General features: G+C 64.1%; 32 protein-coding genes and 1 tRNA gene. 24 read left to right on the top strand and 9 right to left on the bottom strand.

Features of this window, described 5'->3' with window-relative positions; translation table 11 throughout:
• The first annotated feature begins 44 nt into the window (after window positions 1-44).
• Together KIT53_RS09365 and ubiA are read left to right on the top strand one after the other, a co-directional pair.
• Window positions 45-551 carry a Dps family protein gene (locus tag KIT53_RS09365; protein ID WP_297751065.1) on the top strand — a complete coding sequence of 169 codons (507 nt, stop codon included), beginning with the start codon at window positions 45-47 and terminating at the stop codon, window positions 549-551.
• Between the two features lie 10 nt (window positions 552-561).
• Entirely contained in the window at window positions 562-1,440 is an 879-nt protein-coding gene (ubiA, locus tag KIT53_RS09360; protein WP_297751062.1) for a 4-hydroxybenzoate octaprenyltransferase, read from the top strand.
• On the opposite strand, the gene proC is transcribed toward ubiA, so the two are convergent.
• From proC to KIT53_RS09345, 3 genes are read right to left on the bottom strand one after another with little or no spacing between them, the layout of a single operon-like run.
• A complete protein-coding gene (gene proC, locus KIT53_RS09355) occupies window positions 1,437-2,261 on the bottom strand; it encodes a pyrroline-5-carboxylate reductase (RefSeq protein WP_297751059.1) in 825 nt (274 codons plus the stop codon). The genes ubiA and proC overlap by 4 nt on opposite strands.
• 30 nt (window positions 2,262-2,291) lie before the next feature.
• Window positions 2,292-3,785: a glycerol kinase GlpK gene (glpK, locus tag KIT53_RS09350; protein WP_297751055.1), complete on the bottom strand. Its 1,494-nt coding sequence runs from the start codon at window positions 3,783-3,785 to the stop codon at window positions 2,292-2,294.
• A 25-nt stretch (window positions 3,786-3,810) separates the two neighbouring features.
• Window positions 3,811-4,593 carry a DeoR/GlpR family DNA-binding transcription regulator gene (locus KIT53_RS09345; protein WP_297751052.1) on the bottom strand — a complete coding sequence of 261 codons (783 nt, stop codon included), beginning with the start codon at window positions 4,591-4,593 and terminating at the stop codon, window positions 3,811-3,813.
• A gap of 150 nt (window positions 4,594-4,743) precedes the next feature.
• Between KIT53_RS09345 and KIT53_RS09340 the strand changes: the two genes are divergently transcribed.
• The 21 genes from KIT53_RS09340 to KIT53_RS09240 all read left to right on the top strand — a co-directional run bounded on the left by KIT53_RS09340 (window position 4,744) and on the right by KIT53_RS09240 (window position 16,396).
• The gene (locus tag KIT53_RS09340; protein WP_297751049.1) at window positions 4,744-6,312 is read left to right on the top strand and encodes a glycerol-3-phosphate dehydrogenase/oxidase; all 1,569 of its coding nucleotides are present in this window, start codon (window positions 4,744-4,746) and stop codon (window positions 6,310-6,312) included.
• Between the two features lie 185 nt (window positions 6,313-6,497).
• Window positions 6,498-6,866 (top strand): 50S ribosomal protein L14, encoded by a 369-nt coding sequence (gene rplN, locus KIT53_RS09335; protein WP_009514936.1) that lies wholly within the window; start codon window positions 6,498-6,500, stop codon window positions 6,864-6,866.
• A 9-nt stretch (window positions 6,867-6,875) separates the two neighbouring features.
• Window positions 6,876-7,196 carry a 50S ribosomal protein L24 gene (rplX, locus tag KIT53_RS09330; RefSeq protein ID WP_297751045.1) on the top strand — a complete coding sequence of 107 codons (321 nt, stop codon included), beginning with the start codon at window positions 6,876-6,878 and terminating at the stop codon, window positions 7,194-7,196.
• A 2-nt stretch (window positions 7,197-7,198) separates the two neighbouring features.
• Window positions 7,199-7,738 carry a 50S ribosomal protein L5 gene (rplE, locus tag KIT53_RS09325; protein WP_297751042.1) on the top strand — a complete coding sequence of 180 codons (540 nt, stop codon included), beginning with the start codon at window positions 7,199-7,201 and terminating at the stop codon, window positions 7,736-7,738.
• Window positions 7,739-7,746: 8 nt separating this feature from the next.
• Window positions 7,747-8,052: a 30S ribosomal protein S14 gene (rpsN, locus tag KIT53_RS09320; RefSeq protein ID WP_297751039.1), complete on the top strand. Its 306-nt coding sequence runs from the start codon at window positions 7,747-7,749 to the stop codon at window positions 8,050-8,052.
• 18 nt (window positions 8,053-8,070) lie between these two features.
• Complete coding sequence (gene rpsH, locus KIT53_RS09315; RefSeq protein WP_297751035.1) at window positions 8,071-8,466, top strand: 30S ribosomal protein S8; 396 nt, start codon at window positions 8,071-8,073, stop codon at window positions 8,464-8,466.
• A 22-nt stretch (window positions 8,467-8,488) separates the two neighbouring features.
• The gene (gene rplF, locus KIT53_RS09310) at window positions 8,489-9,022 is read left to right on the top strand and encodes a 50S ribosomal protein L6 (RefSeq protein ID WP_297751032.1); all 534 of its coding nucleotides are present in this window, start codon (window positions 8,489-8,491) and stop codon (window positions 9,020-9,022) included.
• A gap of 11 nt (window positions 9,023-9,033) precedes the next feature.
• Window positions 9,034-9,399, top strand: coding sequence for a 50S ribosomal protein L18 (gene rplR, locus KIT53_RS09305; RefSeq protein WP_297751029.1), 366 nt, complete (start codon window positions 9,034-9,036; stop codon window positions 9,397-9,399).
• Between the two features lie 17 nt (window positions 9,400-9,416).
• Window positions 9,417-9,935 carry a 30S ribosomal protein S5 gene (gene rpsE / locus KIT53_RS09300; RefSeq protein ID WP_297751027.1) on the top strand — a complete coding sequence of 173 codons (519 nt, stop codon included), beginning with the start codon at window positions 9,417-9,419 and terminating at the stop codon, window positions 9,933-9,935.
• Window positions 9,936-9,946: 11 nt separating this feature from the next.
• Window positions 9,947-10,129 (top strand): 50S ribosomal protein L30, encoded by a 183-nt coding sequence (gene rpmD, locus KIT53_RS09295; RefSeq protein ID WP_159589446.1) that lies wholly within the window; start codon window positions 9,947-9,949, stop codon window positions 10,127-10,129.
• A 14-nt stretch (window positions 10,130-10,143) separates the two neighbouring features.
• A complete protein-coding gene (rplO, locus tag KIT53_RS09290) occupies window positions 10,144-10,584 on the top strand; it encodes a 50S ribosomal protein L15 (protein WP_297751024.1) in 441 nt (146 codons plus the stop codon).
• A 23-nt stretch (window positions 10,585-10,607) separates the two neighbouring features.
• Entirely contained in the window at window positions 10,608-11,921 is a 1,314-nt protein-coding gene (gene secY, locus KIT53_RS09285; protein WP_297751021.1) for a preprotein translocase subunit SecY, read from the top strand.
• An 8-nt stretch (window positions 11,922-11,929) separates the two neighbouring features.
• Window positions 11,930-12,148 carry a translation initiation factor IF-1 gene (gene infA, locus KIT53_RS09280; RefSeq protein ID WP_086118896.1) on the top strand — a complete coding sequence of 73 codons (219 nt, stop codon included), beginning with the start codon at window positions 11,930-11,932 and terminating at the stop codon, window positions 12,146-12,148.
• Window positions 12,149-12,191: 43 nt separating this feature from the next.
• The gene (gene rpmJ, locus KIT53_RS09275) at window positions 12,192-12,305 is read left to right on the top strand and encodes a 50S ribosomal protein L36 (RefSeq protein WP_009514917.1); all 114 of its coding nucleotides are present in this window, start codon (window positions 12,192-12,194) and stop codon (window positions 12,303-12,305) included.
• A 23-nt stretch (window positions 12,306-12,328) separates the two neighbouring features.
• A complete protein-coding gene (rpsM, locus tag KIT53_RS09270) occupies window positions 12,329-12,694 on the top strand; it encodes a 30S ribosomal protein S13 (protein ID WP_297751018.1) in 366 nt (121 codons plus the stop codon).
• A gap of 18 nt (window positions 12,695-12,712) precedes the next feature.
• A complete protein-coding gene (gene rpsK / locus KIT53_RS09265) occupies window positions 12,713-13,117 on the top strand; it encodes a 30S ribosomal protein S11 (RefSeq protein WP_297751014.1) in 405 nt (134 codons plus the stop codon).
• A 153-nt stretch (window positions 13,118-13,270) separates the two neighbouring features.
• On the top strand, window positions 13,271-13,894 hold the full coding sequence (gene rpsD / locus KIT53_RS09260; RefSeq protein ID WP_297751011.1) for a 30S ribosomal protein S4: 624 nt from the start codon (window positions 13,271-13,273) through the stop codon (window positions 13,892-13,894).
• Window positions 13,895-13,985: 91 nt separating this feature from the next.
• Window positions 13,986-14,972 carry a DNA-directed RNA polymerase subunit alpha gene (gene rpoA / locus KIT53_RS09255; protein ID WP_297751008.1) on the top strand — a complete coding sequence of 329 codons (987 nt, stop codon included), beginning with the start codon at window positions 13,986-13,988 and terminating at the stop codon, window positions 14,970-14,972.
• A gap of 72 nt (window positions 14,973-15,044) precedes the next feature.
• Entirely contained in the window at window positions 15,045-15,440 is a 396-nt protein-coding gene (gene rplQ, locus KIT53_RS09250) for a 50S ribosomal protein L17 (protein ID WP_297751005.1), read from the top strand.
• A 17-nt stretch (window positions 15,441-15,457) separates the two neighbouring features.
• Window positions 15,458-15,534 (top strand) — tRNA-Met (locus KIT53_RS09245).
• 58 nt (window positions 15,535-15,592) lie between these two features.
• Window positions 15,593-16,396 carry a class I SAM-dependent methyltransferase gene (locus tag KIT53_RS09240; RefSeq protein WP_297751002.1) on the top strand — a complete coding sequence of 268 codons (804 nt, stop codon included), beginning with the start codon at window positions 15,593-15,595 and terminating at the stop codon, window positions 16,394-16,396.
• Here KIT53_RS09240 and KIT53_RS09235 read toward each other — a convergent pair.
• The 5 genes from KIT53_RS09235 to KIT53_RS09215 all read right to left on the bottom strand — a co-directional run bounded on the left by KIT53_RS09235 (window position 16,393) and on the right by KIT53_RS09215 (window position 22,152).
• Window positions 16,393-18,231, bottom strand: coding sequence for a TRAP transporter large permease subunit (locus KIT53_RS09235; protein ID WP_297750999.1), 1,839 nt, complete (start codon window positions 18,229-18,231; stop codon window positions 16,393-16,395). The two genes, KIT53_RS09240 and KIT53_RS09235, sit on opposite strands and share 4 nt — an antisense overlap.
• Before the next feature lie 14 nt (window positions 18,232-18,245).
• Window positions 18,246-19,250, bottom strand: a complete 1,005-nt coding sequence (locus KIT53_RS09230) for a hypothetical protein (RefSeq protein ID WP_297750996.1) — start codon at window positions 19,248-19,250, stop codon at window positions 18,246-18,248.
• A 21-nt stretch (window positions 19,251-19,271) separates the two neighbouring features.
• Entirely contained in the window at window positions 19,272-20,279 is a 1,008-nt protein-coding gene (locus KIT53_RS09225) for a TRAP transporter substrate-binding protein (protein WP_297750994.1), read from the bottom strand.
• Window positions 20,280-20,383: 104 nt separating this feature from the next.
• Window positions 20,384-20,926, bottom strand: a complete 543-nt coding sequence (locus KIT53_RS09220) for a hypothetical protein (RefSeq protein ID WP_297750991.1) — start codon at window positions 20,924-20,926, stop codon at window positions 20,384-20,386.
• Window positions 20,926-22,152: a phosphotransferase family protein gene (locus KIT53_RS09215; RefSeq protein ID WP_297750988.1), complete on the bottom strand. Its 1,227-nt coding sequence runs from the start codon at window positions 22,150-22,152 to the stop codon at window positions 20,926-20,928. Before KIT53_RS09215 ends, KIT53_RS09220 begins: the two co-directional genes overlap by 1 nt.
• 309 nt (window positions 22,153-22,461) lie before the next feature.
• On the opposite strand from KIT53_RS09215, the gene KIT53_RS09210 reads away from it, so the two are divergent.
• Window positions 22,462-23,436, top strand: coding sequence for a LysR family transcriptional regulator (locus tag KIT53_RS09210; RefSeq protein WP_297750984.1), 975 nt, complete (start codon window positions 22,462-22,464; stop codon window positions 23,434-23,436).
• Window positions 23,437-23,453: 17 nt separating this feature from the next.
• Here the strand turns inward: KIT53_RS09210 and KIT53_RS09205 are convergent, their stop codons facing one another.
• Complete coding sequence (locus KIT53_RS09205; protein WP_297750981.1) at window positions 23,454-24,425, bottom strand: LysR family transcriptional regulator; 972 nt, start codon at window positions 24,423-24,425, stop codon at window positions 23,454-23,456.
• Between the last annotated feature and the right edge of the window lie 35 nt (window positions 24,426-24,460).

The raw sequence follows: 24,460 nt of genomic DNA, 5'->3' as shown, positions 1-24,460 counted from the left end.
GTAGACTTTTTCCGCCTTCATTGACCTTTTTTCTGGAGAACACCATGGCCAAGTCCCCTGCCAAGGCATCCGCCGCCCCTGCCATCAACATCGGCATCAGCGAGAAAGACCGCGCCGCCATCGCCAAGGGGCTGTCGCACCTGCTGGCCGATACCTACACGCTGTACCTGACCACGCACAACTTCCACTGGAATGTGACCGGCCCCATGTTCAACACGCTGCACGCGATGTTCATGACCCAGTACACCGAACTCTGGAATGCGGTCGACCCGATCGCCGAACGCATCCGCTCCCTCGGGCATGCCGCGCCGGGCTCCTATGCCCAGTTCGGCAAGCTCGCCTCGGTGCCCGACGCGCCAGGCGTACCGCCCAAGGCATTGGAGATGGTGCGCATCCTGGTCACCGGCCATGAGGCCGTGGCACGCACCGCGCGCGGCCTGTTTCCCCTGGCCGACAAGGCTGGCGATGAGCCCACCGCCGACTTGCTGACGCAGCGCCTGACGGTGCATGAGCAGACTGCCTGGATGCTGCGTTCCCTGCTTGAGGACTGAGCCGCGCGAGATGGCTGTCGCCGCGTCCCCCGCGCCGTCGCGACTGGCGCTGTACCTCGACCTGATCCGCTGGAACCGGCCGGCCGGCTGGCTGCTGCTGCTGTGGCCGACGCTGGCCGCATTGTGGGTGGCGGCCGGTGGATTCCCCGGCTGGCATCTGCTGGTGGTGTTCGTGCTGGGCACCATTCTCATGCGCAGCGCGGGCTGCTGCGTCAACGATGTGGCCGATCGCGATTTCGACCGCCATGTCAAGCGCACCGCGCAGCGGCCCGTCACCTCGGGCAGGGTGTCCACGCGCGAAGCGCTCGCTGTGGGCGCGGTGCTGGCACTGGCGGCCTTCGCGCTGGTACTCACCACCAACCTGCTCACCGTGGCCATGTCCTTCGCGGCCCTGGCCATAACCCTGGCCTACCCCTTTGCCAAGCGGATCGTGTCCATGCCGCAGGCGGTGTTGGGTGTGGCCTTCAGCTTCGGCATTCCCATGGCCTTTGCCGCCGTGCGGGGCGAAGTCCCGGTCCTGGCGTGGCTGCTGCTGCTGGGCAATCTGTTCTGGGTGCTGGCCTACGACACCGAGTACGCCATGGTGGACCGCGACGACGATCTGCGCATCGGCATGAAGACCTCGGCTATCACGCTGGGGCGCGCCGATGTCGCCGCCGTCACGGCGTTCTACCTGGTGTTTCTCGGGGTCTGGACGCTCGCGCTGTGGGCGCGCCTGAATCCCTGGGTCTGGGGGGCGGCTTTGGTGGCCGCGCTGGTCCAGGTGGTCTGGCACTTCGCCATGATCCGGGGCCGCACGCGCGAGGGCTGCTTCAAGGCCTTCCGGCTCAACCACTGGCTGGGCTTCACCGTGTTCGCCGGCGTGGTGCTGGGCCTGCCCTTGTCCTAGCCGAATTCGCGGCCGAGTTCCTCGGCGCGCTTCTGCGCGGCGAACAGCGCTTCCTCGAACTTTGCCTTCACGCCCGCCGACTCCATGGACGTGAGCGCCGCATAGGTCGTGCCGCCCTTGGATGTGACGCGCTCGCGCAGCACCTGCGGCGGGTCGTCCGAGCGCTGCGCCAGCGTGGAGGCGCCGACGAAGGTGCCCAGCGCCAGCCGATAGGCGATTTCTGGTGTCAGGCCCATGCGCGCGCCAGCATCGCGCATGGCTTCCAGGAAGTAGAACACGTAGGCCGGTCCTGAGCCGGAGAGGGCGGTGACTGCGTCCAGTTGTGCCTCGGCATCAACCCAGACGAGGTCGCCCGTGGTCTTGATCACCGTTTCCACCTGCGCGCGATCGTCCGCTGTCGCGCCCGTACGCGCGAACAACCCGGTCATGCCCAGCCCGACCAGTGCCGGCGTATTGGGCATGGCGCGCACGATGCGCTGCGTCCCCAGCCAGGTGGCGATGCTCTCGCTGGTGATGCCGGCGGCCACGCTCAGGTGCAGGGCTGTGCCGAGGTGCGGTGCGCTGGCCAGTGCGGCTTCCTTGAAGGTCTGGGGCTTGACCGCCCACACCACCAGGGCCGAGGGCCGCAGGCCAGGCCCAGCCTGCGGCACCACGTGGATGCCAGGGAACTGCTGCAGCAACCGCGCGCGCTGCTCGTCCCAGGGTTCGATCACTTGCAGCGAGCCGGCGGATTGACCCTGGTTCAGCAGGCCGCCAAGGATGGCGCTGGCCATGTTGCCGCCGCCGATGAAAGTGATGGTGGAAGAGGAAGGCGTGTTCATGCGGCTATTGTCGCCCTTGCCGCCGCGTGTTCAGGGTGCGGTGGTCTGGCGCACGGCGCGCTCCCACAGCGCCATCTTCTCCAGCGCCTGATCGCGCGGCATGGCCGGCTCGAAGCGGCGCTCGGCGCGCCATTGCGCTTCCAGTTCCTCGGTGCCGCGGTACACGCCCGCATGCAGGCCCGCCAGGTAGGCCGCGCCCAGCGCGGTGGTCTCGATCACCTCTGGTCGCACCACGGGAATGCCCAGCAGGTCGGCCTGGAACTGCATCAGCAGGTTGTTCACGCAGGCGCCGCCGTCCACCCGCAACTCGCTCACCGGCACGCCGCCCGTAGCCACCGCATCCCGACCCATGGCCCCCAGCAGGGCGGCGCTCTGGAAGGCGATGCTCTCCAGTGCCGCGCGAGCGATGTGGGCCATGGTGGTGCCACGCGAGATGCCCGTGATGCTGCCGCGCGCATCGGGTTGCCAGTACGGCGCGCCCAGCCCGGTGAAGGCTGGCACCAGCACCACGCCGCCCGCGTCTGGCACGCTCTCGGCCAGGGCTTGCACTTCGCTGCTGGAACGGATGGCGCTCAGGCCGTCGCGCAGCCACTGCACCACCGCGCCACCGATGAACACGCTCCCCTCCAGCGCATACTGCGGCGCACCGCCGACCTGGGCGGCAGCGGTCGTGACCAGGCCGTTCTGGCTGGTCTGGAAACGCTCGCCGGTGTGCATCAGCATGAAGCAGCCGGTGCCATAGGTGTTCTTGGCCATGCCGGCCTGGAAGCAGGCCTGGCCGAACAGGGCACTTTGCTGGTCGCCGGCCACGCCACCGATGTCCAGCGGGGCGCCCAGCCATTGGGCATCCATGCGACCGAAGGCCGCGCTCGATGGCAGCACTTCGGGCATCAGGCTGGGCGGAATGTCGAGCAAGGTCATCAGCTCCTCGTCCCAACGGCGCTCGTGCACATTGAAGAGCAGGGTGCGCGACGCATTGCTGAAATCCGTGACGTGACGCCGTCCCTGCGTGAGCCGCCAGATCAGCCAGGTGTCCACCGTTCCGAAAGCCAGTTCCCCACGTTCGGCTTGCGCGCGCGCCTGCGGGATGTGATCCAGCATCCAGCGCAGCTTGGTGCCGGAGAAGTACGCGTCGATGCGCAAACCTGTCTTGCTGCGGATGGTCTCCTCATGGCCCCGCTCGCGCAGCTCCGCGCACAACGGCTCGGTGCGACGGTCCTGCCAGACGATGGCGTTGCCCACCGGCGTGCCGGTGGCCCGGTTCCACAGCAGGGTGGTCTCCCGCTGGTTGGTGATGCCCACACCGGCCATGCGGTCCGCGCTCAGTCCCGCCTTCTTCAGCACCTCTCTGGCGGTCTCCAGCTGCGTCTGCCACAGCGCCATCGGGTCGTGCTCGACCCAGCCTGGCTGAGGGTATATCTGCGGAAATTCACGTTGCGCCATGGCCACCACGCGGCCCTGGCGGTCGAAGACGATGCTGCGTGAGCTGGAGGTGCCCTGATCCAGGGCCAGCAAGTAGGTCATTTTTCGGTTTTCCGGTTTGAACGGATCAGGCGTGCCCTGAGGGCTCGCTGGCCACCATGCATTCCACGTCGCCTTGGGCGAGCAGTTCACCGAACGGGGCCGGAGGGGGCTGGTCGGTGAACAGCACGTCCAGGTCATCCAGCCGGGCCAGTTCCACCATCGCTGGCCGATTGAACTTGCTGTGGTCGACCGCCAGCCAGACTTCGCGCGACTGCTGGACGATGGTGCTGGCCACCTTGACCTCGCGGTAGTCGAAATCGCGCAGCGTCCCGTCGGCCTCGATGCCGCTGATGCCGATGAGACCGATGTCGACCTTGAACTGGCGCATGAAGTCCACCGTGGCTTCGCCGACGATGCCCTGGTCGGCACTGCGCACCTGGCCGCCGGCAACGATCACTTCGCATTCGGGATAGGTGCTCATGAGCGAAGCAATGTGCAGATTGTTCGTGATCACGCGCAGGCCGCGGTGGTGCTGCAATTCACGTGCCACGGCCTCGATGGTGGTGCCGATGTTCATGATCAGCGAGCAACCGTTGGGCACCCGGCTCGCCACCGCCCGCGCGATGCGCGACTTGGCTTCGGCCTGCATGGCCTGGCGTTGGCGGTAGGCGATGTTCTCCGTGGTGGAGCCCGGCAGGCGGACGCCGCCGTGGAAGCGGGAGAGCAGGCCGGCTTCCGCCAGGCGCTGCACGTCACGCCGCACGGTCTGCAGCGTGACGCCAAAGCGCTCGGCCAATGCCTCGATGCTTTGTGGACCGTGAGCGCGCACTTCGTCGAGCAACTGGGTATGGCGAGGATTGAGATTCATGGGAGCGGCTGGCAGGAAGGACCCTCGAACATAACGGATGTGCCTTTTCCTGGCTTTAGGGTAAATACCGAATGAAAACGAACATAAACGAACATTTCGGCGTTAGCATAACGAACGGTTCCATCCTGCTTGTCTTTTTCTCATTTCGCCATGAAGCGCTCTTTCCTCCTGGACGCCTTTTCCCGCCTGGACGTGGTGGATCTGGCCGTGGTCGGGGGGGGCGCCACCGGCCTGGGCGTGGCACTGGATGCGGCCCTGCGCGGGTTCTCCGTGGCGCTGCTGGAGTCGCATGACTTCGCGGGGGGCACCTCCTCGCGCTCCACCAAGCTCCTGCACGGCGGCGTGCGCTACCTGGCGCAAGGCAATATCGCGCTGGTGCGCGAGGCGCTGGCCGAGCGCGCCGCGGTGCTGCGCATCGCCCCGCACCTGGCACAGCCGCTGCCCTTTGTCATGCCCTCGTACCGCTGGTGGCAGACACCTTTTTATGGCCTGGGGCTCAAGGTCTATGACCTCATGGCTGGCCATGCCGGCCTGGGGCGCACCGAACTCCTGGGTCGCGCGCAGACCGTGCGGGCCTTGCCCGGTGTGCAGACCGAGGGCCTGCGAGGCGGGGTGCGCTACTGGGACGGCCAGTTCGACGACGCCCGTCTGGCGCTAGCGCTGGCGCGCAGTGCCGAAGCGGCCGGCGCGCGCGTGCTGAACTACGCCGAGGTGACGGCGGTGGAGCGCACAGACGACGCCGTTTCCACATTGACGGTGATGGACCGCCGCACTGGATCCACATTTCCCTTGCGGGCGCGCTGCGTGGTCAACGCCACCGGGGTCTGGGTCGACAGCCTGCGCGACCGCACGCGGCCTTCGTCCCGGCAGGGAACGCCTTCCCATATGGTCAGTCCCAGCCAAGGGGTCCATATCGTGGTCGATCGCGACTTCATGCCTGGGGGGCACGCTCTGCTCGTGCCCCGTACGCGCGATGGACGCGTGCTGTTCGCCGTGCCCTGGCTGGGCAAGCTGGTGCTGGGGACCACCGATACGCCACGCCGGGACCTGCCTCGCGAACCCGATGCCTTTGAGGAGGAACTGGCGTTCATCCTGGACGAAGCCGCCCGGGTGCTGGCTCGGCCCGTGCAACGCAGCGACATCCGCAGTGTCTGGGTAGGGCTTCGGCCCCTGGTGGCGCCGCCCGAAGCGGCGGAGGGCAGCACCCAGGCCCTGTCGCGGGAGCACACCATCGTCACCGATGCCAATGGTCTGGTCACGGTCACGGGGGGCAAGTGGACCACCTACCGTGCCATGGCCGAGGACGTCCTGGAGCGGTGTTTCGTCGGCGGTTTGCTGCCACGCCGCCCCGGAGGGCGAACCGAGGCGCACCGTCTGGTGGGCGCCGGCCCGACCGGCCTGCCCACCATGCCGCTGCATGCGCCGCCTGGCCTGCATCTCTTCGGGTCCGAGTGGGCCGAGGTGCAGCAATGCCAGGGCCTGGGCAACGAACTGGGCATGGGTCTCAATGAGGCCATGGTGCGCCATACCGCCCGTGTGGAGTTCGCCCAGACAGTCGAGGACGTCCTGGCCCGGCGCTGGCGAGCGCTGTTCCTGGATGCGCGCGAGGCGGCGCGCATGGCGCCGGCGGTGGCCGCCATCCTGCAGGACGAACTCGGCCAAGACCCCGAACTGCCCGCTTTCCTGGCGCTTTGTCAGCACTACTTGCCGAGCCATTGACAGCGGGCGAAAGCCGTGCCATACTATGCGGCTTCGCTTGAAAAGGCGAAGACTGTGGAAAGCTATCTGCCCACCGAAGAGGGGCTGGAGCTGGCACCAAGCCGGGTCCGCCTTCGACGACGGGCCCAAGACTGATCGCTTCCAGCCGTGGTGGCCGGAAGGATTCAAGTTGGGACTTAAATCAAATGATTCAAACGCAATCTCGACTCGATGTTGCCGACAACACGGGTGCCAAGTCCGTGATGTGCATCAAGGTGCTCGGCGGCTCCAAGCGTCGTTACGCCAGTGTGGGCGACGTCATCAAGGTTTCCATCAAGGAAGCCGCTCCCCGTGGCCGCGTCAAGAAGGGCGAGGTCTACAACGCCGTGGTCGTGCGCACCGCCAAGGGCATTCGCCGCCAGGACGGCGCCCTCATCAAATTCGATGGCAACGCGGCTGTGTTGCTCAACGCCAAGCTGGAGCCCATCGGCACCCGCATCTTCGGCCCGGTGACGCGCGAGCTGCGCACCGAGAAGTTCATGAAGATCGTGTCGCTGGCCCCCGAGGTTCTCTGAGGAATCATCATGAACAAGATTCGTAGTGGCGATGAAGTCATCGTGATTGCCGGGCGCGACAAGGGCAAGCGCGGCAAGGTTGTGCTTCGCAGCAGCGAAGACCGCGTGGTTGTCGAAGGCGTGAACATCGTCAAGAAGCACGCCAAGCCGAACCCCGCCAAGGGCGAAACCGGCGGCATCATCGAAAAAAGCATGCCCATCCACCAGTCCAATGTGGCCATTTTCAATGGTGCCACGGGCAAGGCGGATCGCGTGGGCATCAAGCTTCTGGCAGACGGCAAGAAAGTGCGCGTCTACAAGTCCAGCGGCGAAGAAATCAAGGTGGCATGACCATGGCACGTTTGCAAGATGTTTACCGGGACACCATCGCGCCCGACCTCGTGAAGAAGTTCGGCTACAAGTCGACCATGCAGGTGCCGCGCATCACCAAGATCACGCTCAACATGGGCGTGAGCGAAGCCGTGGCCGACAAGAAGGTCATGGACAACGCCGTGGGTGACCTGACCAAGATCGCTGGCCAGAAGCCGGTGGTGACCAAGGCCCGCAAGGCCATCGCGGGCTTCAAGATCCGCGAGCAGCAGGCCATCGGCTGCATGGTGACCCTGCGCGGCGCCCGCATGTACGAATTCCTGGATCGCTTCGTCACCGTGGCGCTGCCCCGCGTGCGCGACTTCCGTGGTATCTCGGGCCGCTCATTCGACGGCCGCGGCAACTACAACGTTGGCGTCAAGGAACAGATCATCTTCCCCGAGATCGAGTACGACAAGGTCGATGCACTGCGCGGCCTCAACATCAGCATCACGACGACCGCCAAGAGCGATGAAGAGTGCAAGGCTCTTCTGGCTGGTTTCCGTTTCCCGTTCAAGAACTGAGGTGGCGCGTGGCTAAACAAGCACTACTCCAACGTGAACTCAAGCGCGAGAAGCTCGCCGCCAAGTTCGCCAAGAAATACAACGAACTGAAGTCCACCGCCAAGGACGCCAAGCGCTCGGAAGAAGAGCGCGATGCTGCCCGTCTGGCACTGCAGAAACTGCCCCGCAACTCGAACCCGACCCGCCAGCGCAACCGCTGCGAGATCACGGGCCGTCCGCGCGGCACTTTCAACCACTTCGGCCTGGCCCGTGCCAAGGTGCGCGAGATGGCGTTCGCCGGCGAGATCCCCGGCATCACCAAAGCCAGCTGGTAAGCCCTAGGAGAACCACAAATGAGCATGAGTGATCCTATCGCTGACATGTTGACCCGCATCCGCAACGCGCAGATGGTCGAAAAGGCCAGCGTGTCGATGCCGGCTTCCAAGGTCAAGGCCGCGATCGCCCAGGTCCTGAAGGACGAGGGTTACATCGACGGTTTCCAGGTCAAGAACGCCGACGGCAAGAGCGAACTCGAGATTGCCCTCAAGTACTACGCCGGCCGTCCCGTGATCGAACGCATCGAGCGCGTGAGCCGCCCTGGCCTGCGTGTCTACCGTGGCCGCAACGCCATTCCCCAGGTCCAGAACGGCCTGGGCGTGGCCATCGTCACGACGCCCCAGGGTGTGATGACCGACCGCAAGGCGCGCGCTACCGGTGTCGGTGGCGAAGTCCTGTGTTACGTCGCCTGATGCGGGCATTGAGGAGAAATTAATGTCACGTATTGGAAAACTGCCGGTTGCCGTCCCTGCTGGGGTGGAAGTCGCCGTCAAAGACGACCAGATCAGTGTCAAGGGCACGCTGGGCGCCCTGGCCCTGGCGCAAAACGCGCTGGTCAAGGTGGAAAACAAGAGCGGCGTGCTGAGCTTTGTCCCCGTGGACGAGTCGCGCGAAGCCAATGCCATGTCGGGCACCATGCGTCAGCTGGTGAACAACATGGTTCAAGGTGTGAGCAAGGGCTTTGAAAAGAAGCTGACGCTGCTCGGCGTGGGTTACAAGGCCCAGGCGCAGGGCGCCAAGCTGAACCTCACGGTGGGTTTCTCCCATCCCGTGGTGATGGACATGCCCGCCGGCATCAAGGTGGAAACTCCGACGCCGACCGAGATCGTGATCAAGGGCTCGGACCGCCAACGTGTGGGCCAGATCGCGTCCGAAGTGCGAGCCGTTCGCCCTCCCGAGCCCTACAAGGGCAAGGGCATCCGCTACGCGGATGAGAAGGTCGTGATCAAGGAAACCAAGAAGAAATAAGGACCAGGATCATGTTGACCAAAAAAGAGCAACGTCTGCGCCGCGCCCGTCAAACGCGCATTCGCATCGCCCAGCAAGGCGCCGTGCGCCTGACGGTGAACCGCACCAACCTGCACATCTACGCCAGTGTCATCTCCGACGACGGCTCGCGCGTGCTGGCTTCCGCTTCCACGGCAGAAGCCGAAGTGCGCGCCCAGATCGGTGGCGCTGGCAAGGGCGGCAACGCCGCTGCTGCAGCCATCATCGGCAAGCGCATTGCGGAAAAGGCGAAGGCCGTCGGCATTGAGAAGGTGGCCTTCGATCGCTCCGGTTTTGCCTACCACGGCCGGGTGAAAGCCCTGGCAGATGCGGCCCGTGAAGCCGGTCTGCAGTTCTGATCCAACGGGAATCAAAAATGGCTAAATTTACGGCAAACATCAAGAACGAAGCAAACGAGGACGGCCTGCGCGAGAAGATGATCGCGATCAACCGCGTGACCAAGGTGGTCAAGGGCGGCCGTATCCTGGGTTTCGCTGCCCTTACCGTGGTCGGTGATGGCGATGGCCGCGTGGGCATGGGCAAAGGCAAGGCGCGCGAAGTGCCGGTGGCTGTTCAAAAGGCCATGGAGCAAGCCCGCCGCAACATGATCAAGGTGTCGCTCAAGAACGGTTCCCTGCACCACAGCGTGCATGGTGAGCACGGTGCCTCCAACGTCATGATGCTGCCCGCCGTGAAGGGTACCGGCATCATCGCCGGCGGCCCGATGCGTGCTGTCTTCGAAGTGCTCGGCGTGACCGACGTGGTGGCCAAGAGCCACGGCTCGAGCAACCCCTACAACCTCGTGCGCGCCACCCTGGACGCGCTGAAGAACTCGACGACCCCGGCCGAAGTGGCTGCCAAGCGTGGCAAGTCGGTTGAAGAAATCCTGGGTTGATTGGAACGATCATGACCACTCAGAACACCGTCAAGGTCCAGTTGGTGCGCAGCCCCATCGGGACCAAGCAGTCGCACCGTGACACCGTCCGTGGCCTGGGCCTGCGCAAGCTCAACAGCGTGAGCGAGCTGCAGGACACGCCCGCCGTGCGCGGCATGATCAACAAGATCAGCTACCTGGTCAAAATCGTCTGATCGGAGTCACTGACATGGAACTCAATACCATCAAGCCCGCCTCGGGCGCCAAGCATGCCAAGCGCCGCGTCGGTCGCGGCATCGGCTCCGGCCTGGGCAAGACCGCAGGCCGCGGCCACAAGGGCCAGAAGTCCCGTTCGGGCGGCTACCACAAGGTTGGCTTTGAAGGTGGTCAGATGCCCCTGCAACGCCGGCTGCCCAAGCGCGGCTTCAAGTCCGCGCAACTGCAGTTCAACGCCGAAGTGACCCTGGCTGACCTCAACCAGCTCGACGTCGCCGAGGTGGACGTTCTCGTGCTCAAGCAGGCTGGCCTGGTGCCGCACCTGGCCAAGCGCGTGAAGGTCATCAAGACCGGTGAGATCACCCGTGCGGTGACTCTCAAGGATATTGCCGCCACGGCGGGCGCCAAGCAGGCGATCGAAGCTGCAGGCGGTTCCCTGGTGGTCGCAGCCTGATCGGTAGCGAACGGAAGCGATCTGTGGCAACTACGTCCCTGGCCAAGACCGGAAAGTACGGCGACCTGCGTCGCCGTCTTGTCTTTCTGCTGCTCGCGCTGGTGGTCTACCGCATCGGGGCTCACATCCCTGTGCCTGGCATCGACCCCGCGCAACTGGAACGGCTGTTCCAGGGGCAGCAGGGTGGCATCCTGAGCCTGTTCAACATGTTCTCCGGCGGCGCGCTCTCGCGGTTCACCGTGTTCGCGCTGGGGATCATGCCGTACATCTCGGCCTCCATCATCATGCAGCTCATGACCTACGTGATCCCCGCGTTCGAGCAGCTGAAGAAGGAAGGCGAAGCGGGGCGTCGCAAGATCACCCAATACACGCGCTATGGCACGCTGGGGCTTGCCATTTTCCAGGCGATGGGCATTGCCCTGGCGCTGGAAGGCCAGGCTGGTCTGGTGATTGCGCCGGGCATGGGCTTCCGGCTGACTGCGGTGGTGAGCCTGGTGGCCGGCACCATGTTCCTGATGTGGCTGGGCGAGCAGATCACCGAGCGCGGACTGGGCAACGGCATCTCGATCCTGATCTTCGCGGGCATTGCTGCGGGGTTGCCGAGCGCCGTGGGCGGCCTGCTGGAACTGGTCCGCACGGGCGCCATGAACATCCTGGTGGCCATCTTCATCATCGTCCTGGTGATTCTGGTGACCTACTTCGTGGTGTTCGTCGAGCGTGGGCAGCGCAAGATCCTGGTGAACTATGCGCGGCGTCAGGTAGGCAACAAGGTTTATGGTGGGCAATCCTCCCACCTGCCGCTGAAGCTGAACATGGCTGGTGTGATTCCGCCGATCTTCGCGTCCAGCATCATCCTGCTGCCCACCACCGTGGTGAGTTGGGTGAGCACCGGGGATTCCACGCGTTGGCTGCGTGACATCGCGGCAGCGCTGTCTCCTGGCCAACCGATCTACGTGGCGCTGTACGCGGCTGCCATTGTGTTCTTCTGCTTCTTCTATACCGCGCTGGTTTTCAACAGCCGTGAAACCGCGGACAACCTGAAGAAGAGTGGTGCGTTCATCCCGGGCATTCGTCCTGGTGACCAGACTGCGCGCTACATCGACAGGATCCTGCTTCGGCTGACGTTGGCCGGTGCGATCTATATCACCGCAGTCTGTCTGCTGCCCGAGTTCCTGATCCTGGAGTACAACGTGCCGTTCTATTTTGGCGGCACCTCCCTGTTGATCATCGTGGTGGTCACCATGGACTTCATGGCACAGGTTCAGAATTACATGATGTCGCAGCAATACGAATCGCTGCTGAAGAAGGCTAATTTCAAAACCTCCCTCGGCAACTGAGTTGTTTTATGGCCAAGGACGATGTGATCGAGATGCAAGGTGAGGTGATCGAAAACCTCCCCAATGCAACCTTCAGGGTCAAACTCGAAAACGGTCATGTGGTTCTGGGTCATATCTCCGGAAAGATGCGGATGCATTACATCCGCATCCTGCCGGGGGACAAGGTCAAGGTGGAGCTCACGCCCTACGACCTCACGCGGGCGCGAATCGTGTTCCGCTCGAAGTGAGTGGTCAGCTGTTGAATGTTTCAGGAATATCTAGGAGAAGAAAATGAGAGTTTCGGCTTCCGTCAAGAAAATGTGCCGCAACTGTAAGATCATCAAGCGGCATGGTGTCGTGCGCGTCATCTGCACCGACCCGCGTCACAAGCAGCGTCAAGGCTGATTGGTTAGTTCAGAGGACCCAACATGGCTCGTATTGCAGGCATCAACATTCCGCCGCACAAGCACGCTGAAATCGGCTTGACGGCAATCTTTGGCATTGGTCGCACGCGCGCTCGCAAGATCTGCGAAGCCTGCGGCATCGCCTATTCCAAGAAGATCAAGGACCTGACCGACGCGGAACTGGAAAAAGTTCGCGATCAGGTCGGCGCGTTCACGATCGAAGGTGACCTGCGCCGCGAAACCACCATGAACATCAAGCGCCTGATGGACATCGGGTGCTACCGTGGTTTCCGTCATCGCCGTGGTCTGCCGCTGCGTGGTCAGCGCACCAAGACCAACGCCCGTACGCGCAAGGGTCCCCGCAAGGCTGCCCAGTCGCTGAAGAAGTAATCGGTAAGAAGGACCCTCATGGCCAAGTCTCCCTCCACCGCCGCGTCCGCCCGCGTTCGCAAGAAAGTCCGCAAGAACATTGCCGACGGCATTGCGCACGTGCACGCGTCGTTCAACAACACCATCATCACCATCACCGACCGTCAGGGCAATGCATTGTCCTGGGCCTCGTCGGGTGGCCAAGGCTTCAAGGGTTCGCGCAAGTCCACCCCGTTCGCCGCCCAGGTGGCGTCCGAAGTGGCCGGCCGCGCGGCCATTGAGCAAGGCATCAAGAACCTCGACGTCGAGATCAAGGGCCCTGGTCCCGGTCGCGAATCCTCGGTGCGCGCCCTCGGCGCCCTGGGTATCCGCATCAACTCGATCTCCGACGTGACCCCGGTGCCGCACAACGGCTGCCGTCCTCAGAAGCGCCGCCGCATCTGATGCGGTACCGCGGCACTCGCGGTAGAATCAAAAGCTTTTTTCGTGAGCCACCGCAGTAACCTGCGGTGGCGTTTTTGCTAAGCCCACTGCCGTCCTCTTCCGAGGAATGGCTCCCGCAGCAACAGGCTGCGGCAGACAAACAAGGAAACCAACGTGGCACGTTACCTCGGCCCCAAGGCCAAACTTTCCCGCCGTGAAGGCGCAGACCTGTTGCTCAAGAGCGCCCGCCGCTCCATCAGCGACAAGGCCAAGTTCGACTCCAAGCCTGGCCAGCATGGCCGCACCTCCGGTCAGCGCACCTCCGACTTCGGCGTGCAGTTGCGCGAGAAGCAGAAGGTCAAGCGCACCTACGGCGTGCTTGAGCGCCAGTTCCGCCGCTACTTCGCAGAGGCAGATCGCCGCCGTGGCAATACCGGTGCCAACCTGCTGTTCCTGCTCGAGTCCCGTCTGGACAACGTCGTGTTCCGCATGGGCTTTGCCTCGACCCGTGCCGAAGCCCGCCAGATCGTGTCGCACAAGGCGATCACGGTGAACGGCAAGGCCGTGAACATCCCGTCCTACTCGGTCAAGGCCGGTGACGTGGTGGCTGTGCGCGAGAAGTCCAAGAAGCAGGCCCGCGTGGTGGAAGCGCTGGAACTGGCCAAGCAGATCGGCTTCCCCGGCTGGGTGGATGTGTCGGTCGACAAGGTCGAAGGTGTGTTCAAGAAGTCGCCGGACCGTGACGAGTTCGCCTCCGACATCAACGAATCGCTGATCGTCGAACTGTATTCCCGTTAATTCCGTTCCCGGTTCGCGCCATGGGTGCGTACCGGGCCATGCTCCGTCTGCCTTATCGGTGTAACGAGCCGAGGGTCCTGAAGGAAGTTGAATGCTGAACAATCTGCTCAAGCCCAAGACCATCAACGTCGAACAAGTGTCGACCAACCGCGCCAAAGTCACGCTCGAGCCCTTCGAGCGCGGTTATGGCCACACGCTGGGCAATGCCCTGCGCCGGGTTCTGCTGTCTTCCATGACGGGCCACGCGCCGACCGAAGTCACCATCGCCGGTGTGGTGCACGAGTATTCGTCCATCGATGGCGTGCAGGAAGATGTGGTCAACATGCTCCTGAACCTCAAGGGCGTGGTCTTCAAGCTGCACAACCGCGACGAAGTCACGCTGAGCCTGCGCAAGGACGGCGAAGGCCAGGTCACCGCCGCAGATATCCAGACTCCGCACGATGTCGAAATCGTCAACCCGGGCCATGTGATTGCCACCTTGTCCGCCGGCGCCAAGCTGGACATGCAGATCAAGGTCGAAAAGGGCCGTGGCTACGTGCCTGGCAGCGTGCGCCGCAACGACGACCAGGCCCGCTCCATCGGGCGCATCGTTCTCGATGCCTCCTTTTCACCCGTCAAGCGCGTGAGCTACACGGTCGAGAGCGCCCGTGTCGAACAGCGCACCGACCTGGACAAGCTCGTGCTGGAGATCGAGACGAACGGTTCGATCGGACCGGAAGAGGCGGTGCGTGCCTCGGCCAAGATCCTGGTGGAACAGCTCGCGGTGTTCGCCCAACTCGAAGGTGTGGAGCTCTCCGCCTTCGACGCGCCTGCCCAGCGCAGCTCGCAACAGTTCGACCCCATCCTGCTGCGTCCTGTGGACGAGCTCGAACTCACGGTGCGCTCGGCCAACTGCCTCAAGGCGGAGAATATTTACTACATCGGTGACCTCATCCAGCGCACCGAGAATGAGTTGCTCAAGACCCCCAACCTGGGTCGCAAGTCGCTCAATGAAATCAAGGAAGTGCTTGCCTCGCGCGGCCTGACCTTGGGCATGAAGCTGGAAAACTGGCCGCCCGCCGGCCTTGACAAGCACTGAAGACACGAAACTGTCTGACGAACCACCAGTACCTGATACGGCTGGTGGCAAAACACTGAAAGGACATCTCAAATGCGTCACGGACACGGACTTCGCAAACTCAACCGCACCAGCGAGCACCGCCTCGCCATGCTGCGCAACATGACCAACTCGCTGCTCACGCACGAGGCCATCAAGACCACCGTTCCCAAGGCCAAGGAACTGCGCCGTGTGGTGGAACCCCTGATCACCCTGGCCAAGGAGCCGACCGTGGCCAACCGTCGCCTGGCATTCAACCGCCTGCGCGACCGTGATGTCGTGGTCAAGCTGTTCGATGAGCTGGGCCCGCGTTTCAAGGCACGTCCCGGTGGCTACACCCGCATCCTGAAGATGGGTTTCCGCGTGGGTGACAACGCTCCCATGGCCCTGGTTGAGCTGGTGGACCGTGCGGAAGAGGCGGCCCCGGCTGCTGATGCCGACAAAGCGTGATAGAATATAAGGCTTGTCGCGCGGTGGAGCAGCCTGGTAGCTCGTTGGGCTCATAACCCAAAGGTCGCAAGTTCAAATCTTGCCCGCGCAACCAAACCTGAAGGGATGAATCGAAAGATTCATCCCTTTTCTTTTAGACCTTACCGCCCTTCATGGCCTCGCTGTTTTCCGGGCAAGCAGCCACTTCACCGGTGCACCCCGCTGCGGCGGCGGGATACGTGGGTGGTGCAGTCGATACCTACATCCAAGGCCGTCCCGAATACCCAGCTGAACTGAGCACATGGTTGGGCGAGGTGGCGGGCATCCGGGCAGGCAGTATCGTGGTCGATCTGGGGGCGGGGACGGGCAAATTCACTCGGCTTCTGCTGGCGTTGCAGGCAGAGACCATCGCCGTTGAACCGGTGGCGGACATGTTGTCGCGACTGGTCCGCGATGTGCCGGGTGCCGTTGGCCTGCAAGGATCGGCGTCCTCGATCCCGCTGCCTGCCGCTTCTGCCGACGTTGTGGTGTGTGCCCAGGCATTTCACTGGTTTGCGAACACGGCTGCACTGGACGAGATCGTGCGTGTGCTTCGACCCGGTGGTCGCCTGGTGCTGGTGTGGAATCTGCGGGACGCTCAGGTGCCCTGGGTGCAGCGCATGGACCGCCTGGTCAATGCCTATGAAGGCGATGTGCCTCGCTTCTACAAGGGCTCCTGGCGCCACGCCTTTCCGCATGCAGGTCTGGGGGTACTACAAGGCTGGGAGTTTGCCAACGCACACGTCGGTGCACCGGAGGATGTCATTCTCAAGCGTGTGCTGTCGACGAGCTTCATCAGCGCCTTGCCGCAGGCGCAACGGGATCAGGTCCGGCAGGATCTGCTGGACCTGATCGCGGACGAGCCGGCCCTGCGGGGACGGGATGTCGTCCCGGTGCCGTACCGAACCTTTGCGTTCTGCGCTTTGAAGTTGTCCTAGACCAGCGATATCGCCGGCACCGCCGCGATGATCAGGACGCCGATCAGCAGGGCGGCCAGATAGGACCAGATGGGGCGTATCACCTCGTCGGGTTTGACGTCTCCGATGCGGCAGGCGATGTAGAAGCCGACACCAATGGGGGGCATCATCAGGCCCACGTTCATCGCACAGACAACCACCATGGAGTAGTGGATGTCGTTGATGCCCAGCTTGCGCGCGATGGGGTACATGATGGGGGCAAGCAGCAGCACCGCAGGCAGACCTTCCAGCAGGCAACCCAGAATCAGGAAGGCCGCTATGGTGACCAGCATGAAGGTGAAGGCGCCACCGGGCAGGGTCGTCAGAAAGCCGGAGAGCTGCTGCACGACGCCGCTCTGCGTGATGGTCCATGCCATGGCCGACGCGGCACCCAGAATCAGCAGCACCGCACCGGTCAGGGATGCGCTGTCTACCAGCATCCGGTAGAAGGTGCGCGGCGAGATGCCGCCGTAGAGCCATTGGCCGATCAACAGGGCGTACAGCACAGCGACCGTGGAGACTTCGGTGGCTGTGGCGATGCCTTCACCGACGAGTGCGCGGATCAGGAATGGCAGGATCAGCGCAGGCGTGGCAACCAGTGCGAAGCGGACCACGCGTTCGCGTGGGGTGCGCCGTATGCCCGCCATGTCTTCGTGGCGTGCCTTCCAGCGCGCCAGCAGCAGCAGCGTGGCCAGCAGCACCATGGCGACCACGAAGCCGGCCTGGAACAGACCTGCGATGGACACGCCCACCGCGGCACCGAGGACGATCAGCACGATGCTGGGCGGGACGGTATCGGCCATGGCCGCCCCCGTGGCCAGCAAGGCCACCATCTCGCGTGGCTGGTGGCCGCGCCGCTTCATCTCCGGGAACAGGGCCGGAGCGACGGTGGCCATGTCGGACACCTTGGAGCCGGAGATGCCGGAGACAATGAACAGCGAACCCAGCAGCACGTAGGACATGCCGGCTTTGACATGCCCCAGGAGGCTGGCCAGAAAATCCACGATGGCCTTGCCCATGCCGGTGGCATCGAGCACGCAACCCAGCAGCACGAAAATCGGCACAGAAATCAGCACCAGGCTGGACATGCCTTCGTCCATGCGTCCGATCACCACCATCAGTGGCATGGATGTCGTGAAGGCCAGCAGGCTGACCGCGCCGATGCCGAAGCAGAAGGCAATGGGTACACCGGCCAGCAGACAGAGGACGGTGAAGCCGCCGAGGAACAGCGGAATGCTGGCCGTACCGATCTGTGCAAGCTGTGGCGCCAGCAGCCAGCAGATGCTCACCACGGCGGCCACCACCAGGGCGCCTGCGGCCAGCGCCGGCCTGCGCACAGTGCGGCCGGCGTAAACCACGATCAGCAGCAGCATGGCGGCGAAACCGAACGCAATGGCCCCCACCTTGAAAGAGTTGGGGATCGACAGCGCGGGGGTCTGGATGATCCATTCCTCCCGCGTGTAGAGATACGCCGGCCAGATCAGCGCCAGCAACAGCGCCGCCATGGCAGCCAGAGAAAATCCATGCACGTACTCACGCGCGCGTGCAGGCAGCAGGTCCACCATCAGGTTGAGCCGCAGGTGCTCGTTGCGGGCCATCGCAATGGTCGCACCCAACATGCCGACCCAGATGAACGCCACCGACGCGACCTCATCGATCCAGACCACCGGCATGGCGAACACATAGCGAGAGACCACTCCGCCGAACAGCAGCAGCACGATGGCCACCATCAGCAGGGCAGCAAGGGCCTCCAGCGTGCCCAGCAGCCAGGCGGCCAGACCCTTGGGCGAGGGTGTTGCGGGAGCTGGGGCGTTCACGGTCCGGCCTCCGTTCAAAGGGCCTGGCGTTCGGCCAGGTACTCCAGGCCGAAGATGTCGGCCATCTCGCTGTAGCCCACCCTGTTGCCGCACCGCCATTGCATGAGCGACTGGAACGCCACGTGCGAGGGGTTGTAGTTGTACCAGGGGTGGACCGCGATGGCATTGCCGCTGACCTCGTGGCGCTTGCCACGCACGTCGGTGGCCACGATGCGCACGTTCATCGGGCAGAAGTGGCTGCCATAACCTTCCACGGTAGCGGAGACCAAGCCAAACACCTCGCCGTTTTCCATGGCGTAGCCATTGCGCAGGCTTTCGTACACGGTCTTTCCGTTGCGCACGTCCAGCAGCATGGCCATGTGCAGACCATAGTCCTCGCCAAAGGCCGCGGAAATCCAGCTCACGGCGCGCTTGCTGGTCTCGGTGCGCCGGCTCCAGCTGTGGTCCACGCAGTCGTAGCAGTCCACCTCGTAGCGTTGGCCGCGCAGTTCGAGGTGTCCGGTGATGTGGCCCAGCAGCTCGAAGTGGCCGCTGGGGTTGTCGGGGTCCGACGTGGGGTTGCCCCATTGCGTACCCAGCCGCTCATCGAAGCGTTGGCCTTCGGCCGTCGCCAGAAGAGGGTTCTGGGTCGGGTCGGCGGCGTCGAAAGGTTCGTGCAGGCCGCGGAACGTCAGATCGAAGGAGCACCCCCCGAGCTTGTACTCGTACTGGAAACGCATCACGCGCGGCGGTTCCTGCACATGCACGCTCAAGCCGCTTTCCAGTGTGTACCGGGTGTAGTTGTCCGGGCACGGCAGGTGCATCTGAGCGTCACTGAAATCCACCTCGTGCGGCTGGAAGCGAAAGCCCTTGACGATGCCCACCGACGACAATGCCACGCCCAGGTTGGGGCGGGCCGCGATGTACAGGTTGCCCAATATGCCGGCTTGGGGTACCGAGAAGGACAGCGGCGTGGTCTCTGCCCAGCGCCAGTTGCTTTTGGGAACAGGGTGGAACTCGGAATCCTTGGCGGTGATCATGTTGTCGTCTCTCTCCGATGCTCAGGACAGGGAGCCTGCGTACTTCTCGATGGCGGCCCAGGTTTCATCCCCCATCTTTCCTCTCCACTCCTTGTAGTAGCCGGCCTGCTTGAGCCGCTCGCGGAACGGAGCGATATCGATCTCGTTGAACTTCACGCCCTGGGCTTCCAGCTTGGTGCGCACGTCGGCGGTGAGCTTGCTCATGTCCTCGCGCTCTTTCAGGGCCGCGGCGTTGATGTTGCGCGTGATCACCTCCTGGATGTCCGCCGGCAGGCTGTTGAAGCGGTTGCGGTTGGAGGCGATGAGCATGCCTTCCCAGCAATGGTTGGTGAGCGAGATGAACTTCTGCACCTCGTAGAACTTGGCCGTGAAGACGTTGACCAGCGGGTTCTCCTGGCCGTCCACCAGCTTGGTCTGCAGCGAGGTGTAGAGCTCCGAGAAATTCATGCTGACCGGAGCCGCGCCCAGGGCCTTGAACATGTTGAAGAACATGGGCAGCACCGGCACGCGGATCTTCATGCCCTGCATGTCGGCCAGGGTGCTCACCGGCTTGCTGCCGTGCGAGACAGTGCGAAAACCCAGGTCCCAGAACTTCTCGAAGATGTGGATGTTGGCGGCGGCAGCGGCGCGGCGAGCCACCTGGCCGACGTCGCCATCCACGGCCTTCCAGATCGTCGCGTAGTCCTTGAAGGCGAATCCCAACGCGCTCGGGCCTACCGAAGGATTCAGTGTCGTCATGAACGAGGCGGAGGTGGTGTAGAAGTCCAGCGCACCCGCGCGCACCTGGGCCAGCATGTCGGTGTCGCCGCCGAGCTGGCTCGATGGGAAGTAGTTGATCTCCACGCGGCCCTTGGTCTCGGCATTGATTTTTCGGGCCGCCTCCACCGCATTGGTGCTCAAGGGGTGGTCAGGCGGGGCAAAGCAACCCCACTTCATGTTGAACTCGGCCGCGCGCGCATGGCGCGGCACGGTGAGGACGAAAGGGGCGCCTGCGGAGGCGGCCAGAAGGGTCCGGCGTTGGATGCTCATGCTTGTCTCCTTGTGTGGGTGTCTTCGGCACCGCGACTGGCAGCGGCGCGTTGACGTTCCGGGGCGGTACGGAAAGGGCCAGTCGGTGAACGGTGGGGGGACTTTCAGGCGCGGCCAGGTGGCTGGTGAAAGAGGGTGTCCAGCGCCGGCAACTCGGAGGGGCGCAACTCGAAGCCGTGCGTGAGGAACCAGGCCCGCTGCATATCGACCCAGCGGCGCGAATCGGTCACGACCTTGCGCTCGATGCGCGAGCGCAAGGCCTCATGGGTGGACGAAGCTTCGCGCGCCAGGGCACTGATGGGCGAAGCCAATGCACGCGTGACCCGGCGGCGGTCTGCGGGCGAATGGTCGGGGTTGGCGCGCAGCTGTTCGGCGGCCTCGATGGCGGCGCACAGGCGCTCGGCAATCTCCGGGGATACCTCGTCGGCCTCGTCACGCAGGCTGCGCGCCAGAGCCAGATAGTGGTCCAGTTCGTAGAGCTGGCGGCCTGCCAGATGGTCGAGGCGGGTGCGCAGAACCTTGAGCGTACCGATCACCAGGCGAAGCTGTTCGCTGGCCAGCGGGTCTTCGGGATTCACTGCGGGCGCCACCACCTGCTCCAGGGACTTGATGGCGGATTTGAGGATGTTCTGGGTGTTGTCGGCCATCAGAGGCTCCTTTCCATTGCCTGGCGCAGCTCCTCCATGGAGCCATAGGCCGCGCCCTCGATCCAGGCGATCAGTACGTCCTGGTGCGTCTTGCCCAGATGAACCACGCGGTACGACGATGCCAGCGCGGTCACCACGATCTGGTAGCAGTTGAAGACCCGGTAGTAGTCCAGCGTGGCGGGGTCCACCCGCAGTCCGCTGGCCGCTTCGTAGCGCTCCAGCAGTTCGTTGACCGGGGCGATGCCCGAAGCGAGGAACGTTTTGCCATCCTCGCTCCAGTGGCCATACTGCTCCGCCGTGGTCCAGGCCAGATCGCGGTGGCGATCGCCGAGGTAGCCTCGCTCCCAGTCCAGAACCGCGGTGATGCGCGCGCTGTCTTCGTCGAAGAGGAAATTGCCCGACCGGTAGTCGCCATGAACCACGCTCAGGCGATCCAGCTTCGGCATGCGGCGCTCCAGCCAGTTGGCGGCCACCTCCATCAACGGCAGTTCCTCGCCCCGGTCTTCCTCCCAGATGCGCCGCGCCCGGTTGAGCTGCCACAGCGCGCTTTGCGTGGTTCCCACGCTCGGCCGGTCAAAGGCCACGAAGGGCCGGCTCTGTGGGTCGAAGGTGTGGATGCGGGCAAGATGCGCCACGAAATCAGGCAGCAGGCGGCGGCGCAGCTCGGGTCCGAAGTTGGTCCCTATGCCGGCCACCTTGCCCTGCAGTGAGCGCGGCTTGGTGACGCCCTCGGCAAATGCGTAGATCAATGCGGGCTCTGGAAACCAGGTGCCATCCGGGTCCACCCAGTACACCTTGGGCACCGGGAGAACACCCTGAAATGCTTCGAGCAGCTCGAACTCGCGCGCGCGGCTGGTGGCATTCAGCGATTCGGCCGGCTCCATGCGCGCCACCAGCTTCGTTTGCGTGGGGCCGACACCCGGCTCGTCCCAATGCAGGGTGAAGCCCATCTGGATCTTGGAGGCTCCGCCGGAAAACCAACGCTGGTCCATGATGGAGAAGGGACCTTCCACGCGGTCCTTCAGCAGAGCGGCGATGTAGCCGCTCATGGCTTCGAAGCTGACACCGTCGAAGGGCGGGCTGGCTCGCCGCTGCATCTTGCGCGTCAGCATCAGATCCACCTCCCGTTCAGTGGGGAACTGCTGCCGCATGCGCTCGATGAAAGCGGGGTCGGGGTGGTCGCGATTCTCGTCGGAGACCTGCCAGGGGTGGAGCTTCGGATGCATGTGTCGATAGGCTCTTGGGATGTGGGAGGCACAAGCTCGCACAGGCGGGCAATACCACCGGTGTGGTGGCAGGGCCGGCTGGCGCGGGCGGTGGTGGGGAAGCGGGACTCTGGGCGCGCCGACTTGGCGCTAGCGCGCAGCGGCGGCAGCCGGGCGATGCAGAAGGTTCATGTTGTCTCCGTGTTCTTGGTGTGCCGTCCAGCGGCTTTGGCCCTTCCAATGTAGGTTGTTTGTCCTTGCCGATAAATTGCGTTCTTGCACGCGAGCTATGCTGCAATGACATACATCGAAATCGACAGGAGACACGCCATGGCGACCCGCGCACCCCGTCTCGTTTCCTCGCATCTCAAGATGCGACAGTTGCAATTGCTGGCCCAACTGCGGGAGACGGGCTCTGTGATCCATGCCGCCGAGGCGCTGAACATGAGCCAGTCGGCGGCCTCGCGCCTGCTCAGCAGCCTGGAGAGCGACGTCGGCGTCGCCCTTTTCGAGCGGCACGCGCGCGGCGTGTCACCCACCCCGGTGGGCGAGATCGTTACCCGCCGGGCGGTCTCCGCACTGGCGGAAATGGCGCGCGCGGGCCATGAAGTCCAGGACTTCGTGCGCGGCAACCGCCTGCCGCTGTCCATCGGCGGCCTGCTCAGCCTGAGTTCCACGTTCCTGCCCCGCGCGGTGCTGGAGCTCGCGCGGCAGGCGCCCGATCTGCTGATCAAGGTAGATACCGACCGCAGCCGGACCTTGATCGACGGCTTGCTGGCCGCTCGTTTTGACGTGGTGATTGCGCGCGTGCGTGACGCATCGCTGGAGCCCGACCTGGTGTTCGAGCCGCTGTCGACCGAACCCATCAAGGTCTATGTGCGGCCCGGACACGCCCTGAGCCGACGCCGGCGCCTGGGCCTGGCGGACGTCACCAGCGAAAAATGGGTGCTGCCACCACCCGAGACCGACATGCGCGTGCGACTGGATGCGCTTTGCGTGCAGAGCGGACTGCCCCGTATCGCGGGTCTGATCGAGACGCTGTCCGTGCCGGTGATCCTGAGCGTGGTGCGCATGAGCGATGCGCTGGTGGCCCTGCCGCGTGAGTTCGCGCGGCCATTCTGCGACAGCGGTCTGTTGTCCATGCTGGCCGTGGATCTGGGCGACCGCACCGAGAACGTGGGCATCATCACGCGCCGCCATCACGACGCCAGCCCACCGTTGCGCCAGGCTCTGAGGGTGTTCCGCGAGGTGTCTGCCGCCATGTACGGCTCCTCCGCGGGTGAGCTGAAGGCCGGGTCGTCGTGAGGCCCGCTGAGCCGGGCTCAGCGATCGCGTGCGGATTCGGTGAACTTCATCCCATACAGCCGCGTGGCGGTCCGGCGAAACACCGCCAGGGCCCGTTCGGCCTGCGGCGAGCGCGGGCGGTGTCTTCTGGTGAGAATGCCCACGTTGTCCGAACGGACACCCAAGTCGATGGACAAGATCGAAAAAAGCCCTGTCTTGCAGTACGGACGCGCGAACTCGTCGGGCAGCAGCACCAGCGCATCGCTCATCTGCAGCATGCCCATCATGACGGGAACGGACAGCGTCTCGATCAGGCTGGGAGGCAGTGGCAGGCCCTGCTGCACACACACCGCATCGAAACGGATGCGCAGATCGCTTTTGGGTGGCGGCAATATCCACGGCAAGGTCACGATGTCCGCCATCACCAGCTTGCGCCTGCGGGTGTAGGGATGTCCCTTGCGCACGACCACGCAGATCGGCTCGGCAATCAAGGGTTCGAACAACAGTTCAGGTTGAAGGGTGGCATCGCGCACGCGGGCGATCACGAAATCGTACTGCGCGCTCATCAAGCCTTCGATCAGTGCGCGGCTGGTGTCGGTCTCCACGCTCAGCAGCAGGTCGGGCGCTGTCTGCGCCAACTGCAGCAGGCACTTGGGCAGATAGGTGGCGCTCTGGCTGAGCAGGCAGCCCACCGAGACGGGGACGCGGTCGCCGCGCGCGAAATCGTCCATCTCCTGGGTCGCGCGCTGAATTTCGGCCAGTGCGGAGAGCGCGCGCCGGATGAGGATGTCTCCGTACGGCGTGGGGGTCACGCCGCGTGCGTGCCGCTCGAAAAGGGCGACGCCAACGTCGCTCTCCAGACTGCTGAGCAGGCGCGATGCCGCCGACTGCGTCATGCCCAGGCGTTCGGCAGCGTGCAGGATGGATCCATCCTCGGACAGTGCCGCCAGCAGTTGCATGTGGCGCGTCTTGACATGACCCGGGACGAGCCGGGGAGCGGGATGGTTCATCGTTGCATCTCCGAGTTAGGTATGCATTGTAGGAA

The organism is Hydrogenophaga sp., from assembly GCF_026125785.1.
Classification (GTDB): domain Bacteria; phylum Pseudomonadota; class Gammaproteobacteria; order Burkholderiales; family Burkholderiaceae_C; genus Hydrogenophaga.
This window is presented reverse-complemented; position numbering and strand designations above follow the sequence as displayed.